Source organism: Kaistia defluvii (assembly GCF_026343955.1).
GTDB lineage: Bacteria > Pseudomonadota > Alphaproteobacteria > Rhizobiales > Kaistiaceae > Kaistia > Kaistia defluvii.
In genome coordinates this window covers 53,560-69,093 of sequence record NZ_JAPKNI010000012.1, presented here as the reverse complement: position 1 = coordinate 69,093, position 15,534 = coordinate 53,560, and the positions used below count along the sequence as shown (strand labels likewise).

14 protein-coding genes, 2 tRNA genes and 1 riboswitch are annotated in these 15,534 nt (G+C 66.4%); of the genes, 1 reads left to right on the top strand and 15 read right to left on the bottom strand.

The annotated features are described in order from the left end of the window. The first annotated feature begins 4 nt into the window (after nucleotides 1–4). A complete protein-coding gene (gene cbiB, locus OSH10_RS21685; protein WP_266334634.1) occupies nucleotides 5–988 on the top strand; it encodes an adenosylcobinamide-phosphate synthase CbiB in 984 nt (327 codons plus the stop codon). Here the strand turns inward: cbiB and OSH10_RS21680 are convergent. From OSH10_RS21680 to fdhD, 15 genes are all read right to left on the bottom strand, one after another. Then, nucleotides 960–2,420: a cobyric acid synthase gene (locus tag OSH10_RS21680; RefSeq protein WP_266334632.1), complete on the bottom strand. Its 1,461-nt coding sequence runs from the start codon at nucleotides 2,418–2,420 to the stop codon at nucleotides 960–962. The genes cbiB and OSH10_RS21680 overlap by 29 nt on opposite strands. Before the next feature lie 166 nt (nucleotides 2,421–2,586). Beyond that, on the bottom strand, nucleotides 2,587–3,210 hold the full coding sequence (gene cobO, locus OSH10_RS21675; protein ID WP_266334630.1) for a cob(I)yrinic acid a,c-diamide adenosyltransferase: 624 nt from the start codon (nucleotides 3,208–3,210) through the stop codon (nucleotides 2,587–2,589). After that, entirely contained in the window at nucleotides 3,207–7,067 is a 3,861-nt protein-coding gene (gene cobN, locus OSH10_RS21670) for a cobaltochelatase subunit CobN (protein ID WP_266334628.1), read from the bottom strand. The genes cobO and cobN overlap by 4 nt, the downstream gene beginning before the upstream one ends. 3 nt (nucleotides 7,068–7,070) lie before the next feature. Next, nucleotides 7,071–8,087 carry a cobalamin biosynthesis protein CobW gene (gene cobW, locus OSH10_RS21665; RefSeq protein ID WP_266334626.1) on the bottom strand — a complete coding sequence of 339 codons (1,017 nt, stop codon included), beginning with the start codon at nucleotides 8,085–8,087 and terminating at the stop codon, nucleotides 7,071–7,073. Continuing rightward, nucleotides 8,084–8,632 carry a bifunctional adenosylcobinamide kinase/adenosylcobinamide-phosphate guanylyltransferase gene (gene cobU, locus OSH10_RS21660; RefSeq protein WP_266334624.1) on the bottom strand — a complete coding sequence of 183 codons (549 nt, stop codon included), beginning with the start codon at nucleotides 8,630–8,632 and terminating at the stop codon, nucleotides 8,084–8,086. The genes cobW and cobU overlap by 4 nt, the downstream gene beginning before the upstream one ends. A gap of 4 nt (nucleotides 8,633–8,636) precedes the next feature. Continuing rightward, the gene (locus OSH10_RS21655) at nucleotides 8,637–9,365 is read right to left on the bottom strand and encodes a CbtA family protein (RefSeq protein WP_266334622.1); all 729 of its coding nucleotides are present in this window, start codon (nucleotides 9,363–9,365) and stop codon (nucleotides 8,637–8,639) included. Between the two features lie 16 nt (nucleotides 9,366–9,381). Next, entirely contained in the window at nucleotides 9,382–9,588 is a 207-nt protein-coding gene (locus tag OSH10_RS21650; protein WP_266334620.1) for a CbtB domain-containing protein, read from the bottom strand. A 30-nt stretch (nucleotides 9,589–9,618) separates the two neighbouring features. After that, nucleotides 9,619–9,836: riboswitch (cobalamin riboswitch) on the bottom strand. A gap of 30 nt (nucleotides 9,837–9,866) precedes the next feature. Beyond that, nucleotides 9,867–10,124, bottom strand: coding sequence for a hypothetical protein (locus OSH10_RS21645; protein ID WP_266334618.1), 258 nt, complete (start codon nucleotides 10,122–10,124; stop codon nucleotides 9,867–9,869). A 208-nt stretch (nucleotides 10,125–10,332) separates the two neighbouring features. Then, nucleotides 10,333–11,832, bottom strand: coding sequence for a tripartite tricarboxylate transporter permease (locus OSH10_RS21640; protein WP_266334616.1), 1,500 nt, complete (start codon nucleotides 11,830–11,832; stop codon nucleotides 10,333–10,335). Nucleotides 11,833–11,835: 3 nt separating this feature from the next. Then, nucleotides 11,836–12,363, bottom strand: a complete 528-nt coding sequence (locus OSH10_RS21635; protein ID WP_266334614.1) for a tripartite tricarboxylate transporter TctB family protein — start codon at nucleotides 12,361–12,363, stop codon at nucleotides 11,836–11,838. A gap of 54 nt (nucleotides 12,364–12,417) precedes the next feature. Next, complete coding sequence (locus tag OSH10_RS21630) at nucleotides 12,418–13,395, bottom strand: Bug family tripartite tricarboxylate transporter substrate binding protein (protein ID WP_266334612.1); 978 nt, start codon at nucleotides 13,393–13,395, stop codon at nucleotides 12,418–12,420. A 468-nt stretch (nucleotides 13,396–13,863) separates the two neighbouring features. Continuing rightward, nucleotides 13,864–13,939, bottom strand: a tRNA-Asn gene (locus OSH10_RS21625). Nucleotides 13,940–14,034: 95 nt separating this feature from the next. Then, nucleotides 14,035–14,110 (bottom strand) — tRNA-Asn (locus OSH10_RS21620). 379 nt (nucleotides 14,111–14,489) lie between these two features. Continuing rightward, nucleotides 14,490–14,723 (bottom strand): formate dehydrogenase subunit delta, encoded by a 234-nt coding sequence (locus OSH10_RS21615; protein ID WP_266334610.1) that lies wholly within the window; start codon nucleotides 14,721–14,723, stop codon nucleotides 14,490–14,492. After that, the gene (gene fdhD / locus OSH10_RS21610; RefSeq protein ID WP_266334608.1) at nucleotides 14,716–15,531 is read right to left on the bottom strand and encodes a formate dehydrogenase accessory sulfurtransferase FdhD; all 816 of its coding nucleotides are present in this window, start codon (nucleotides 15,529–15,531) and stop codon (nucleotides 14,716–14,718) included. Before fdhD ends, OSH10_RS21615 begins: the two co-directional genes overlap by 8 nt. Nucleotides 15,532–15,534 lie beyond the last annotated feature (3 nt).

The window sequence follows — 15,534 nt, the reverse complement described above, 5'->3', positions numbered from 1 at the left end:
TCGCATGACCGGATTCCCGTTCGACCTTCGCCTTCTGCTGCTGATCGCCGCCATCGGCCTCGATGCGTTGATCGGCGATCCCGACTGCCTCTGGCGCCGCCTGCCCCATCCGGTCACCTGGTTCGGCGCGCTGATCGGCTTTTGCGACCGGGCGTTCAATCGCGACACGGCGGCTTCAGGCATCCGCCGCGCCGCCGGTGTCGGCGTCGTGATCGTCCTCGTCGCCATCGCCTGGTTCGCGGGCTTGCTGGTCGAGCGGCTGGTGGCGCGCATTCCCTATGGCATCGCGCTCATCCCCTTCATCGCCTCGGTGCTGCTGGCGAGCCGCAGCCTCCATGATCACGTCGCCCGCGTGCTCAACGCCTTCCATTCCGGCGGGCTCGACGACGCGCGCAAGGCGGTCTCGATGATCGTCGGCCGCGATCCCGACAGCCTGGACAAGTCTGGTGTCACCCGCGCCGCGATCGAATCGACGGCCGAGAACTTTTCCGATGGCGTCGTGGCGCCGGCCTTCTGGTTCGCGGTGTTAGGCCTGCCCGGACTCTTTGCCTACAAGATGATCAACACGGCGGATTCGATGATCGGCCACCGCACGGCGCGGCACGAGGCCTTCGGCTGGGCGGCGGCGCGGCTGGACGATCTGGTCAACCTGCCCGCCAGCCGTCTCGCCGGCTTCCTCATCGCCATGGCAGCGCCCTTTGTCGGCGGCACGATCAAGCAATCCATGCTCGTCATGCTGGACGACGCCCGAAAGCATCGCTCGCCGAATGCAGGCTGGCCGGAGGCCGCGATGGCCGGCGCGCTCGGCCTGGCGCTCGCCGGACCGCGCCGCTATGGCGAGCGCGTGGTCGAAGACCCGTTCCTGAACGATAGCGGCCGGCACGAGGCCGGCCCCGGCGACATCAGCCGCGCGCTGAAGATCCTGCGCGTCGCAACGGCGGCCGGCGCTGTGCTCGCGCTTATCGTGTGGCTATACCTGCATAGTTGAGGATCGCGTCGGTATCGACGTGTTCCTCCAGATGATCGGCCAGCCTGTCGAGCGTGCGATCGACTTCGAGCTCGTAAGCCAGATCCGACACGTCCGCGCCAAGGCTGGCGAGGAAGCCGCGTCGGAAAGCGTCGCCGCCGAACAGGCCATGCACATAGCTGCCGCGCACCCGGCCATCCGCGGAGATCGCCCCCTCGCCGGCGCCCTCGCGCTCCAGCCAGGGCCGCGCCGTGTCGGGTCCGTGGGTGCGGCCGAGATGGATCTCATATCCCGACACCGCAACGCCCGATCGAGCGTCGCGACCCGAGAACGGAGCCGTCGTCTTGTCGACCGCCAGCACCGTCTCGACATCGAGCAGGCCTAGCCCCGGCACGCTCTGCGTGGGTCCCTCCAGCCCGTCCGGATCGGCGATCACCCGCCCCAGCATCTGATAGCCGCCGCACAGGCCAATGACCCGGCCGCCGCGCCGCCGATGCGCCAGGATGTCGATGTCCCAACCCTGCGCGCGCAGATAAGACATGTCGGCAATGGTCGATTTCGAGCCGGGAATGAGAACCAGATCGCAGACCGGGATCGCCTCTCCCGCCCGTACCAGAACGACCGACACGCCGGGCTCCAGCGTCAACGGGTCGAGATCGTCGAAATTGGCGATGCGCGGCAGCACCGGCACGGCGATGTTGAGCGTTCCGGGGCGCAGGCTTCCGCCCGAGAGATCGAGAATATCCTCCGCCGGCAGCCGATGCGCCTCGGCGAACCACGGCACCACGCCGAGCGACGGCCAGCCCGTGGCGGCGTGGATGGCGGCGACGCCGTCATCGAACAGGCTGATATCGCCGCGCATCTTGTTGACGAGAAATGCCTGGATCCGGTCGCGGGCGGCCTGCGGCAGCACGGCGCGGGTGCCGACCAGGCTGGCGATGACGCCGCCGCGATCGATGTCGCCGATCAGGATCACCGGCAGACCGGCGGCCTCGGCGAACCCCATATTGGCGATATCGCCGGAACGCAGGTTGATTTCGGCCGGGCTTCCGGCGCCTTCGACAAGGATGAGATCGGCATTTCGCCCGAGCAGCTCGAAGCTTTCGAGGATGCTGGGCAGCAGCTCGGCCTTGCGCTTTCCATATTCGCGCGCCCGCATCGTGCCGAAGCGGCGCCCCTGCAGGATGATCTGCGAGCCGGTATCGCTCTCCGGCTTCAGCAGCACAGGGTTCATGTGGACGGTGGGCTCAAGTCCCGCGGCGCGCGCCTGCAGCGCCTGTGCCCGGCCGATCTCGCCGCCATCCACCGTCACGGCGGCATTGTTCGACATGTTCTGCGGCTTGAAGGGCGCGACGCGAATGCCTTTTCGCGCATAGAGCCGCGCCAGCCCGGCGACGAGCACCGACTTGCCGACATTCGAGCCCGTGCCCTGGAACATGATCGCGGCGGTCATGGCGTCCAGCCTGCCTGACCTGAAGCAAGACACTCACCCAACCCTCTCCCGCAAGCGGGCGAGGGCTTTTGCGCCGCGTCCGTGACCAGCCTCGCGGCAAATCGTTGGCGCCCCCTTTCCCGCTCGCGGGAGAGGGCTGGGGTGAGGGTCCTGGACCCACTTGTCCTCAATACTCGATGCCCTTCTGCGCCTTCACGCCGGAGCGGAAGGGATGCTTGACCAGTTCCATCTCGGTGACAAGATCGGCGATCTCGATCAGCGCGTCCGGCGCGTTGCGGCCGGTGATGACGACATGGACGTCGCCCGGTTTCTCATTTGTGAGGAATTCCAGCACCTCGGCCAGCGGCAGGTAGTCGTAGCGCAGCACGATGTTGAGCTCATCGAGCACGACCAGATGATATTCGCCGCTGCGGATCAGTTCCTTGGCCGTCTCCCAGGCATGCTTGGCGGCGGCGATGTCGCGCTGGCGGTCCTGCGTCTCCCAGGTGAAGCCTTCGCCGAGGCGGTTGATCGAGACAAGGTCGCCAAAACGTTCCAGCGCCATGCGCTCGCCCGTATCCATCGCGCCCTTGACGAACTGAACGACCGCGACCGGCAGGCCGTGGCCGAGAGAGCGGAACGCCATGCCGAAGGCGGCCGTCGACTTGCCCTTGCCCTTGCCGGTATGGACGATCAGCAGACCCTTCTCGACGTTCTTGGAGGCGAGGATCTTGTCGCGGACGGCCTTCTTCTTGCGCATCTTCTCGGCATGACGGGCATTCAGTTCGTCTTCGGTCATTTCAACGGTCATGCGATTTCCTTTCGTTCGGAACGGCGGGAAGCGAGCGCTGCCAGCCGTTCATACGCGCTGTTGGCGCGGGGCGACCAGAGGCCGCGATCCATGGCTTCGAGAAAGCGGTCCGCCATCTCGGCGAGCGCGGGTTCATTGACGTCGGCGATGAAGTCGCGAACCGCCTCATCGGCGATATAGGCGTCGTAAAGCGCATCGAAATGATGATCGCCGACGGCGTGGGTAGTGGCGGCGAAGGCGAAGAGATAGTCGAGCGTCGCCGCCATCTCGAACGCGCCCTTGTAGCCGTGCCGCATGCAGCCGGCGATCCATTTCGGATTGATCGCCCGCCCGCGCACGACGCGGCCTATCTCCTCCGCCAGCGGACGCACGACCGGGGTATCGGGCCGCGAATGATCGCCGTGATAGAGCCGGGGCGCCGCGCCCTTCAGCGTCTCGATCGAGGCCGAGAGTCCGCCCTGGAACTGGTAATAATCGTCGCTGTCGAGGATATCGTGTTCGCGATTATCCTGGTTGTGCAGGACGGCGTCGGTGTCGGCCAGCCGCGCGCGCAGCCGGTCTCCGGCCGCCTCGCCTTCGGCACCGCCGCCATAGGCGAAGCTTGACCACGCAAGGAAGGCCTCGCCGAGATCGGCGCGGCTGTCCCAGATCTTCTCGTCGATCATCGCCTGAAGGCCCGCGCCATAGGCGCCCGGCTTGGCGCCGAAGATGCGGGCGAGATCCTGGCCCTTGCCATGCGCCGCCGCGATCGGATTGGCATCCGCCGGCTCCTCGCGCGCCGCGATGGCGCGGATTGCGGAATCGATCAGGTCGATCTGCTCCGGGAAGGCATCCCGGAACATGCCGGAAATGCGCAGCGTGACGTCGACGCGCGGGCGCTTCAGCTCCGAGAGCGTCAGCACGCGAAAACCGGTGACGCGGCCGGTTCCCGTCTCCCAACACGGCTCGGCGCCGATCAGGGCGAGCACCTGGGCGATGTCGTCGCCGCCGGTGCGCATGTTGGCGGTGCCCCAGGCGGAGATCGCGACGGAGCGCGGCCACTCGCCCTCATCCTGCATGTAACGCAGCACGAGCGCCTCGGCGGCCGCCTTGCCGATCCGCCAGGCGGCGGCGGTCGGGACGGCGCGGGTATCGACCGAATAGAAGTTCCTGCCCGTCGGCAGCACATCCGGCCGCCCGCGTGACGGGGCGCCGGAGGGACCGGGGGCTACGAAGCGGCCCTCCAGCGCGGTCAGCATGGCGGCGATTTCATCCGCGCCGCAGCGATCCAGCGCAGGCGCAAGGTCCCCGCCGATCCAGCCAAGCACGGCCGATGTGCCGGGGCCGGGCGTCGGCCATGCATTGTCCTTCTCCAGGAAGGCCCGCACGGTCGCCTTGGCCAAAATCTCGATGCGCTCGACCGTATCGCCATTCGTGCGCCAGGGCGCCTCGGCCGCGCGCAAAAGCGCCTCCGGCCGCGCGCCTTCCCAGTCGGCGGCGAGGTCGCAGGCGAGCGGATCGAAACCCTCCAGGCCGAGATCGGCTGATATCGCCCTGTGCAGCGAGCCGTCTTCCGGCCGTCCGCCGGAGCGGGGAATCCGCGCGATCGCGATCAGCGTGTCGAGGCGGTGCTCGTCCTGCGGCGAACTGCCGAAGATGTGCAGCCCGTCGCGAATCTGCAGTTCCTTGATCTCGCAGAGATGCGCGTCGATGGCGCGCAGCGCGCTGCCCTGGTCGCCATCGCGCAGGATGCCGAGATCGCGGTCGATGCCGTGGCGGATGGCCTGGTCGAGTATTTCGCGTTCGAGATGATCGCGGCGGCGCGGGTCGGCGCCGAGCGCCAGATGATATTCGTCGATCAGCGTTTCGATCTCGGCAAAGGCGCCATGCGCCTCGGCCCGCGTCAGCGCCGGCATCAGATGGTCGACGACAACGGCCGAGGCGCGGCGCTTGGCCTGTGCGCCCTCGCCGGGATCGTTGACGATGAACGGGTAGATCAACGGCGTCGGCCCCAGCACGACCTCCGACCAGCAGGCATTGGAAAGCCCCAGCGCCTTGCCGGGAAGCCATTCGAGATTGCCGTGCTTGCCGACATGGACGATCGCATCGACATCGAAGCTTTTCCGCAGCCAGGCGTGGAACGCCAGATAGTGATGCGGCGGAACGAGGTCGGGATCGTGATAGGTCGATTTCGGATCGATGCCATAGCCGCGCGCCGGCTGGATGCCGACCACGACATTGCCGAAGCGATGGATGGCGAGACGGAAAGCGCCTTCGTCGAAGAACGGATCGGCCTCGGGATCGCCCCAGCGTTTGGCCAGGCTGAACCGCACGGAGTCGGGCAGACCATCATGGAAGGCACGGTAGTCGGCGAGGGAGAGAGAGATGCCCTCTCCGGATAGCCCGTAAAACCTCACCCGGCCATGCGGGCCGACCTCTCCCTCAGGGAGAGGTGAAGGAAGGGAGCCGTCCTCCGCGACACATGCAGCGGAAAAGCCCTCGCCCGCTTGCGGGAGAGGGTTGGGTGAGGGTTCTTCCCGCAATGCCGCCCGCTTTGCCAGCGCGTTGGTCGGGCCGGCGAGCAGCAGGTCCATCAGCGCCCTGCCCGTCTCCGGGAAGCCCTCCAGCGCGTAGCCAGCCGATTTCATCGCCAACGCGATCCGCGCGGCACTCTCCGGCGTATCGAGGCCGACGCCATTGGCGAGGCGGCCGTCGCGGTCGGGATAGTTGGAGAGCACGAGCGCGATCCGGCGATCGGCCGGAGCCGTCGCGCCGAGCCGGATCCAGCGCGCCGCCTGCGCCGCGACAAAGGCGATGCGCTCGCGGTCGGCGCGATAGACGACGATGCGGCTGTCGGTCCGGCCATCGCTCTCGACCTCTTCCTTGAACGAGACGGCCCGGGTCAGGATGCGTCCATCGACCTCCGGCAGCACGACATTCATGATGAGGTCGCGCGGGCCGAGACCGCGGCTGGATTCGAGCCAGGCCTCGCGGCTGGTGCCTGCGAAGACGATCTGCAGCACCGGACGGCCGGCGCGGTCGAGCACGGTCGGTTCATGCGCCCGGCCGGGCCGCGAAATCGCGAAGGCCGTGGCGTTGAGCACGATGGCCGGCTTCAGCGCGTCGAACGCCTGCTCGATGAACGCCGCCGCCGCCTCGTTCTTCAGGCTGGAGGCGAAGATCGCGGCGGTGGCAATTCCCTCCCGGTCCAGCGCCTCGATCAGCGCATCGACGGGCTCGGTCGAGCCGCCGGGAATGACCGAGCGATAGAAGGTGAGAAACGCCACCGGGCGGCCGGCATCGCGGGGAAGCAAGGCCTCGGCCACCACGCCTCGGCCAGGACGGTAGAAGCCGACTTCCGGCAGCACCTGCGGCTCGGGGGGCGCATCGTTCGCGCCGATGACGTGCCGGAGATAGCCGAGCGCGCGACCAATATTGACCGCGCCGCCCTCGGCGCAATAGCGCCAGAGCTTTTGCGCGATCTCCGGTGCGACCGTCGTATACGCCTCCAGCGCCGCGTCCCAGCGATCCTCGCCCGGCACGACCGCAATCTGCGGCCCGCCGGCGCGCGAGAGCGCCCGCAGCGCCTCCAGCCCGTAGGGCCAGTAGCCGACGCCGCCCATCATGCGGATGAAGACGAACTTCGCCTGCGCGATCGTCTTTTCCAGATAGAGATCGACCGAATAGGGATGCGTCAGCTGCATCAGGTTGGCGAGGCGCAGCGACGGCCCTTCCGGGGCGGATGCGAAGGCCGACGCAAAGGCGGCGAGCTCCGTGTCGGCGGCCGACAGGATGACGATGTCGCCGGGCGACTGGTCGAGATCGACGGCGCTGCCGCCATCGTCGATCCGCTCCATTTCGCCGGCGACGAGATGCATGGCTCAGGCCCTGAAATGCGCTGAGATGGCGGCCGTGTCGAGGCCGCGCTCGCCGATCACCACGAGACGGCCGGCCTTGTCGCCGGGCGCGAAATAGGTGTCGACGCGAGGACCGACCGCCTGGACCACGGCCGGTGCCGCCTTGCCGGCGATCGCCGCGCGACCCTTGATGCGCAACACGCCCTTCTCCGCCATGGCGGCGCGGACGCGGGTCGCCAGTGTTTCGATGGAAGCGAGTTCCGCGACATCGACGATGAAGGTGTCGAAATCGTCGTGGTCGTGCTCCTCTCCTTCGAGGTCATGATGGCTCTTGCGCTCGAAGGCGTCGTTCTCCGCCGCCGCGCCGACGCCGAGCAGCACCGAGGCCGGCAGGCCCGATGCCGTCGCATGGACGATGCGCGCTTCCTTGCGGGCGTCGCGGGCGACGATCTCGGCCACCTCTTCCAGCTGCTTCTCGTCAACCAGATCCGTCTTCGAGAAGACGATCAGATCGGCGCAGGAAAGCTGGTCCTCGAACAGTTCCTCGATCGGATCCTCGTGGTCGAGCGAGGGGTCCTCGGCGCGCTGGGCGGCGACGGCCTCCTCGTCATGCGCGAAGCGGCCGGCGGCGACCGCTTCGGCATCCACCACGGTGATGACGCCGTCGATGGTGACGCGGTGGCGCACGGTCGGCCAGGTGAAGGCCCGCACGAGCGGCTGCGGCAGCGCCAGGCCGGAGGTCTCGATGACGATGTGATCGGGCGGGTTGCCGCGCGCCAGCAGCGTCTCGATCGTCGGCAGGAAATCATCGGCAACCGTGCAGCAGATGCAGCCATTGGTGAGTTCGATCACCGTATCCGGCTTGCAATCATCGACGCCGCAATCCGACAGCAGCGAGCCGTCAAAGCCCATGTCGCCGAATTCGTTGACGATCAGCGCGATGCGGCGGCCTTCGGCGCCGGCGATCAGGTTGCGGATCAGCGTGGTCTTTCCGGCACCCAGGAATCCGGTGACGATGGTGGCGGGGATACGGGCGGTCAAAGGACGAACTCCGGGTTCGGATTGGGTTTCAGGCGCACCGGCAGGCCGGCGGCCACGAGAAAAACGGTCTGCACGGCGCCCGCGATCTTCTGGTTGAGGCGGCCCTGCTCGTCGGCGAAGCGGCGGGCGAGCGCGTTCATCGGCACGATGCCGGAGCCGACCTCGTTGGAAACGAGCACGACCGGTCCCCTAGCCTCGGAGAGCATACGGGCCAGCGCGTCGCCCTCGGCGGCCACGTCGCGCTCAGCCTCCATCAGGTTGGAAAGCCAGAGCGTCAGGCAATCGACGAGGATGACACGGCCCGGATCGGCCAAGGTCGCGAGGCGGCCCGCCAGATCGAGCGGCTCCTCGACCGTCGTCCAGTCCAGCCCGCGCCGGTCGCGATGCGCCGAAATCCGCGCCTGCATTTCGGCATCGCGGATCTCGGCCGTAGCCAGATAGACAGCCGGCAGTGCGGTCCGGGCCACGATATCCTCGGCGAAGCGGCTCTTGCCGGAGCGGGCACCGCCGAGGATCAGCGCCGTGCGCGGCGCGAGGGATGGCACGGCCTCAGGCCGACCGCGACAGGCGTTGATAGAGCCAGCCGGAACAGAGGCCCGACAGCGCCCAGAGCAGCGCGCTGACCACCAGCGAGGCAGCGACGAACTCGCCACCGAGGCCAGCCGGATAGGAAGCCTCCAGCGACGGCGGCACCGGGGCGCCGATGACATGCGGCATGACGCCGATGACGAGGCCCGCGATCTTCAGCAGCCACGATCCGCTGAAGACGATCAGCGCGAGGCCGATCGCCGAGGCGGCGGCAGTCGAAAGCCACCAGATCTGGCGCGAGGTGATCTCGGCAGCCGCCGTGCCGGGAAGCTCCGGCGACAGGCCGAGCGAGGGCAGCAGCGAGGCGGCGAAGAAGCCGGCAACGCCCCAGAGCACGCCGGTGCTGGCGTCGATCCGGCCGCCGCGGATCGACATCAGGCCGAGCAGGACGGCGGAGACGCCAACCCCCATCAGCAGGTTGGCGATCAGCGTATAGGCGGAGCGCTCGAAGCCGTCGGCCGGCGACCAGGCGTCTGCGTCATGCTCATGCGCCGGCGCGGCGGCCTCATGGGCATGGGCCTCGGCCGTCGCATGCTCATGCGGCGCCGCGGCGGCCGGGGCCGGCTCGGCGCTCTCGAAGGTCTCGGCGTGCAGGATGAGCGGCTCGGTGGTGACGGCCTGCACCACGGAAAGCGCAATGCCCACGGCAAGCCCGGCGCCGAAGGCGCTCAGGATGATCGTCTTGAACATGATGGATCCTCAGGCGTCAGTGGCAGGGCAGACCGAGCGAATGCCGGGTGTCATGCGTCGCGTTGTGGATCAGGCTCGGCGCGGCGAAGCCGGTGCCGACGAAAAGCAACAGGCCGAAGGCGATGGCGAGCAGCGCCGGCACGATGCGCGATGCGGCGTCGCTCCGGGCGCCATCTGCAGCAATCGAGGCGGGTCTCGTCGCGGTCTTCGAGAAATTGGTCATAGCGTCTCCTTCACCGTCCCACCGACGGCTGGCTGGTATGAGGCGCTGGCTGGTCTCCTGGCTCGCGGGTCGCTGCTTCCTCGACGCCTTCCCGGTTTCCCAGTGGCCATCGCGAGGTCGCTCGCCGCTTACAGTTGCGGGGGCAGCTTCGGACTTGGAATCCCGCAAGGGGTCCTTCCGCACCGAATTCCCATTTCATCCCCCAAAGCCTGAGGCCTATCGGGGGAACCGTCGCAGAGTCACGCTAGAGGGATTGCCGCGCTGGCGCAAGCCGCGCCTCATTTGGCGGCAGGCGCGCCGTTGCCGCGGAATCGCGCCCAGCGGCGGAACAACGCCACCTCCGACCGGCGGCGAATGCGACGGACACGCGCCGAGTCATGCGACAGCACGACCAGCCCGACCGGCACCATCCAGAACCCGAGGATCGGCAGGAAACCCAGCGCTCCCCCCAGCAGGAAGCCGCTTCCGATCGCCACGCGGGCCGTCCGGCTCTTGGGAAGCGGAAGTGCCTTTTTGCCGAAGCGGATGGATGGCATGCGGCTGGTTCTCTCCGTGAGGCAACCGGGCATCAGCCCGATTCTGCGCCGTGTCGTGCAGTTCGGACGCTCCTTCTTATGTGGAAGAGAACCACCGGATTGCAACGGCTCCTGCCTGCATCGAACCGTCACGGGCGCCCAATGAAAAGCCCGGCGCGGATTTCTCCGCGCCGGGCAAAGCGTTGATTCGTGCGAAACAGCCGTCCGACTACGTCGCGAAACGTGCAGCCTTGTGCCGGCGCAGCAGAAGCATCACCAGCGGGAACAGCCAGACCAGAATGGTCAAGGTCCCAAGCCCAGCAGCGATCGGCCGCTCGAAGAAGCGGAGGACATCGCCATCGGCCTTGATCATGGAGGTGATGAAGTTCTGCTCCAGCATCGGCCCCAGCACCATGCCCAGGATCGCGGGCGCGATCGGAATCCCGTTCTCCTCCATGAAGAACCCGATAATTCCGAATACCATCATCATGACGATGCCAGCCGTCGAATTGGCGATGGCAAACGATCCGACGATGCAGAAGATGAGGATCATCGGCATCAACGTCGAGGGCGGGATCGAGAGGATCGGCCGCGCGCCGCGAATGGCTAGCCACCCCAGCGGCAGCATGATCAGATTGGCCAATATGAAGACCATGAAGATCGCATAGACCGTCTGCGGATCGTTGATGAAGATGGTCGGTCCGGGATTGATGCCCTTGATGTAGAGCACGCCGATGACGATCGCGGTGATCGAATCGCCCGGAATGCCGAAGACGAGCGCCGGGATCCAGGCACCGCTGACCGCTGAGTTGTTCGAGGCTCCCGCCTCGACCAGACCCTCGACATGGCCGGTACCGAACTTTTCCTTCTGCTTCGAGAAACGCTTCGAGATCGCATAGGAAATCCAGGCGGCGATATCGGCGCCGGCCCCGGGCAGAATGCCAAGCGCGGTTCCGGTAATGCTGCCCCGAGCCGTCTGGACGGGATATTTCTTGAGGTTCTTCCACTGCGTCTTGAAGACGCCATGACCGTCGGCGCGCGGGATCTTCTGGCGCGGAGAGGTGGCCGTCACGGTACGAAGCACTTCCGAGACCGCGAACAGGCCGATCATGGCCGGGATAAACTGGATGCCGGCCATCAGTTCGATGTTGCCGAAGGAAAAGCGCGGCTCTCCCGAAGGATTTTCCATGCCAATCGTGGCGACGAACAGGCCAATCAACAGCGAGATCAGGCCGCGGGTCGGCGAACCGGGATTGACGAAGACGGCGCAGGACAAGCCCAGCAGCACCAGCCAGAAATACTCTTCCGAGCTGAACTTCAGCGCGACCTCGGCGAGCGTCGGCGAGACCGTCATCAGGACGATCGAGCCGAACAATCCGCCGATGACCGAGAAGACGAGCGCCGCGCCGAGGGCTTCTTCGCCCCGCCCGGATTGCGTCATCTTGTAGGCGTCCTCGACATAGGCGGCATTGGCCGGGGTGCCGGGCATGCGGAGGAGCGCCGCGGGAATGTCGCCGGCGAAAATCGCCATGGCCGTCGCGGTCACGATCGCGGCGATGGCTGGCACCGGCTCCATGAAGAAGGTCATCGGAACGAGCAGCGCCGTCGCCATGGTCGCTGTCAGACCGGGAATGGCGCCAACCAGCATGCCGAATACGGCCGATGCCAGGATGACGCCGAGCACATAGGGTTGAAAGACGAGGGCCGCAGCCTGTTCAAGTATCAGCATGCGTCACCCGAGAAAGGAGAGAAATTCGGTGCGCGGAAGCGGCACCATCAAAAGGCGGGAAAAGCCGTAATAGACAACAAGCGTCGTCGCCAGGCTGGCCAGAACCGCTGTCACAAGGCTTGTCCGCAGCAACAGCATCAGCGCCAGCAGGCTTATGAAACTCATCGGAATGAAACCGACCGTCTCGGCAAACAGGATGTAGCAGGCGATGACCGCAATGCAGCCAAGCGCTGCGATCGCTAGACGCGGCTTGCGCACCCAGTCGGCCAAATGCGGCCTCAGCATCTCCGGCAGGTTCTTCAGGCTCGTCGCCACCATGAAGCAACCGAGCAGAATGGCGCACCAGCCGATCAGCCTCGGCATGGTGCCGGCGCCATAATCCTGTCCGGGAAGGGCGCCGAAATTCGCCGACGCAAAAAGCAGGATCATGCCGCCAAGAGCGGTCAAAAATCCCAGATGAAGTTCACTGAGCTTGATCATGGCCGTTCCGTGCAAAGTTTTCCGGTCGAAACCGGGGAAGCGGCGCGACAAGGGCTATCTGCCCTCGCCGCGCCGCAAGCATGGAGATCGAAGAACCGAGGCCGCCTATTTGGCGAGACCGGCTTCCTTCATGATGTTGCCGAGGGTCGCGTCGTCTTCGGCGACGATACGGGTCGCTTCCTTGCCGTCAGCCCAGCGCATGCCGAAGCCGCGCTCGGTCATGAACTTCTTGTATTCTGGGCTGTTATAGGCCTTCTCCAGCGCCGCTTCGAGCTTGGCCTTGACGTCATCCGGCAAGCCGGCAGGTGCCGCGACGGTACGCCAGACGGCCAGCGTCCAGTCGGAATCGACCGCTTCCTTCAGCGTCGGCACGTCCGGGAAAAGTTCCTGGCGCTCGGCCGACATCGAGCCGAGACCCACGACGCGCTTGGCGTCGATCATCGAACGGCCTTCCGCAAGCGCGGCGGGTACGAGGTCGACGCCGCCGGCCACCATGTCGGTGATCCCGGGAGCTGCGCCCTGGCTCGGCACCCAGGTGACCTGGTCCGGCTTCAGGCCGTGCGACATCATCCAGCCGGCAAGGCCGAGATGCCAGATGCCACCCTGGCCGGTGCCGGAGGCCTTGAAGGTGCCAGCCGGCTTCTCCTTGATGGCGGCCAGCAACTCGGGAAGCGTCTTGAACGGCGAATCCACCGACACCATGACGCTGCCGGGATCGGCATTGACCATGGCGAGGAAGTCGAAGTCCTTGTAGGTCAGGTCCGTCAGGCCCTGCCAATGCATCATGTCGATCTCGATCGTCACGACGCCGATGGTGTAGCCATCCGGCTTGGCCTTGGCGATGGCGCTATGGCCGACGACGCCCGATCCGCCGGTGCGGTTGACGACATTGACCGGAACGCCGAGTTCCTGCTGCAGAAGCGTGCCGAGAATGCGCGCCACGGCGTCGGTGCCACCGCCGGCGCCCCACGGCACGAGCATCTGGATCGGCCGGTCGGGATAAGACGACTGTGCCATCGCAGGGGCAGTGACAGCGACCGACGCAAAGGCGAGCGCGGTGCAAAGAAGTGTACGTCGCAGCATGGTATCCTCCCAGAATGCTGACAATACCGAACCATCGCGATCGAGCCGCCTGCCCGAGTCGCCGGAAAACCCGATCGATCGTCCGGAATGTATGATCAAACTATTCAGTCCATGCGGTTGTCTGTCAACGCAAACATCGTATTACGGAACGGCAAGACACAATCTATCTTGCCGCGCCGCAGGGGATACGCGCGCTGAACTGTCTAAGAAATAGACAGTTTTTCCGATACTGTGCACTGCGGAAATTTGTACTGCAATGCAGCGTAGCCGTGGAAAAAGTGGCGGGATCTGGGCCGGCCGCGCACCGATCGATGCGTCGCGGCCCCAGGCGTCCGGTGCGGGATTCGAATCCGCCCCAAGGGACACGACCGGGACGCCGTGCCCGGCAGGACTTCCACCGCCCCGATTTCAGCAGTTGAAAACAATCAAGGGGCCGGATGGCAACCCATCCGACCCCTTGATCAAAACTGGCTCCGCGAGTTGGACTCGAACCAACGACCCGGTGATTAACAGTCACCTGCTCTACCAACTGAGCTATCGCGGAACAGCGTTTGCGGCCCCTGCCCCAAAGCCTCGGCGCCGAGGCATGGAAACAATCAAGGGGCTAGATGGCGATCCATCTAACCCCTTGATCAAATTTGGCTCCGCGAGTTGGACTCGAACCAACGACCCGGTGATTAACAGTCACCTGCTCTACCAACTGAGCTATCGCGGAACAGCGTCGCCGCTGCTGTGAGCGAGGCTATAGCAAAGCCTGTGTCGGCTTGCAAAGTCCTAAAACGCATGTTTTCCGCGCCAGGGCGGCCGAACGCCCGAAAACGTAGCGTTCCTGCCGGTTTGGCGTGGGGATAACTCGGGCGGGGCTACAGGGTGCGAGCCGTTGAATTTCACACGGACGGTTCATGGCAGATTCTCGAAGAGCCGCGCCGGCCGGTCGCGGTTTGGCTCCCCGTTCCCAATCCACTGGCGTCATCCCGGGCGAAGCCCCGGGATCCCTACTTCCCGGCGTGCGGGATGACGACGGAGCGCGTGGGATCGGACTGGACCACTCCCTAACGCAACTCGCCTCACTCAGCCCTGGCGCCGTGACCGCGTCACCGGGCCGCCGTCATCGTCCGCAGCCGCTCGACCGCCTGGCGCACCAGCGGGTCCAGGTCGGCGCCGCCGGCTTCCAGATGGGCCAGGATTCCGGCCCGCATCCTGGGGTCCCAGAACTTGCGCAGATGATCGGCGATCGCGGCCGGCGCCTGCTCCGCGCCCTGGCTGGCGAAGAACGTTCCAATCTGGTTCGCCATGTGGACGAGCTTTTCGGACGAGCGCTCAGACATGGGCGGCGGCTTCCTCGGCAATGCGGTCGGGGTGGGTGAAAACTTCAAAGCCGTCGCCCCGTGCGATGGCGACAAGCGTGATGCCGGCGGCATCGGCCGTGCGGACGGCAAGCGCGGTCGGCGCGGAGACGGCGACAATCAGCGGCGCGCCGATCATCGCGGTCTTCTGCACCATCTCGACCGAGACGCGGCTGGTCAAAAGCACCATGCCCGAGGACGCGTCGAAGCCGCCGCGCGCCAGCGCGCCGCAGAGCTTGTCGAGCGCATTGTGGCGGCCGACATCCTCGCGCAGCGCCACGACGCCTTCGCCGGCCCGCACAAAGGCGGCGGCATGCATCGCGCGGGTCTCGCGGTTGAAGCGCTGGAGCGGCCCCAGCGCGGCCAGGGCGGCCCGGATTTCCGAAGCACTCACACGCATCGCCTCGCCAAGGACAGGCAGAGGGCGCATCGCCTCGCTGAGGCTGTCGATGCCGCAGAGGCCGCAGCCGGTAGGCCCGGCCATGTAGCGCCGGCGGCTCGCCAGCGCCTGGCCGCGCGAGGCTGCGAGCCACATGCGCAATTCGACGCCGATCGCCTGCTCCACGATCTCGAAGCGCTCGATCTCGGAGGGATGCTGAATGATCCCCTCCGACAGGCTGAAGCCGACGGCGAAATCCTCCAAATCCGACGGCGTCGCCATCATCACGGCCTGGGTGCTGCCGTCATAGGTCAGCGCGACGGCGACCTCCTCGGGAATCGCGCGCTCGCCGGCCGACGCGCCCTCGGCGCGCCAGAGCGTTCTCGGCACGCGGAGAAAGGGCGGTTGCATCCC

Excerpts from the sequence above, each read along its gene's own strand:
- OSH10_RS21630 (WP_266334612.1), bottom strand. The coding sequence starts at position 13,395 with ATGCTGCGACGTACACTTCTTTGCACCGCGCTCGCCTTTGCGTCGGTC.
- cobN (WP_266334628.1), bottom strand. The coding sequence starts at position 7,067 with ATGCATCTCGTCGCCGGCGAAATGGAGCGGATCGACGATGGCGGCAGC.
- OSH10_RS21655 (WP_266334622.1), bottom strand. The coding sequence starts at position 9,365 with ATGTTCAAGACGATCATCCTGAGCGCCTTCGGCGCCGGGCTTGCCGTG.
- fdhD (WP_266334608.1), bottom strand. The coding sequence starts at position 15,531 with ATGCAACCGCCCTTTCTCCGCGTGCCGAGAACGCTCTGGCGCGCCGAG.
- OSH10_RS21645 (WP_266334618.1), bottom strand. The coding sequence starts at position 10,124 with ATGCCATCCATCCGCTTCGGCAAAAAGGCACTTCCGCTTCCCAAGAGC.
- OSH10_RS21650 (WP_266334620.1), bottom strand. The coding sequence starts at position 9,588 with ATGACCAATTTCTCGAAGACCGCGACGAGACCCGCCTCGATTGCTGCA.
- OSH10_RS21640 (WP_266334616.1), bottom strand. The coding sequence starts at position 11,832 with ATGCTGATACTTGAACAGGCTGCGGCCCTCGTCTTTCAACCCTATGTG.
- cbiB (WP_266334634.1), top strand. The coding sequence starts at position 5 with ATGACCGGATTCCCGTTCGACCTTCGCCTTCTGCTGCTGATCGCCGCC.
- OSH10_RS21615 (WP_266334610.1), bottom strand. The coding sequence starts at position 14,723 with ATGTCTGAGCGCTCGTCCGAAAAGCTCGTCCACATGGCGAACCAGATT.
- cobO (WP_266334630.1), bottom strand. The coding sequence starts at position 3,210 with ATGACCGTTGAAATGACCGAAGACGAACTGAATGCCCGTCATGCCGAG.
- OSH10_RS21680 (WP_266334632.1), bottom strand. The coding sequence starts at position 2,420 with ATGACCGCCGCGATCATGTTCCAGGGCACGGGCTCGAATGTCGGCAAG.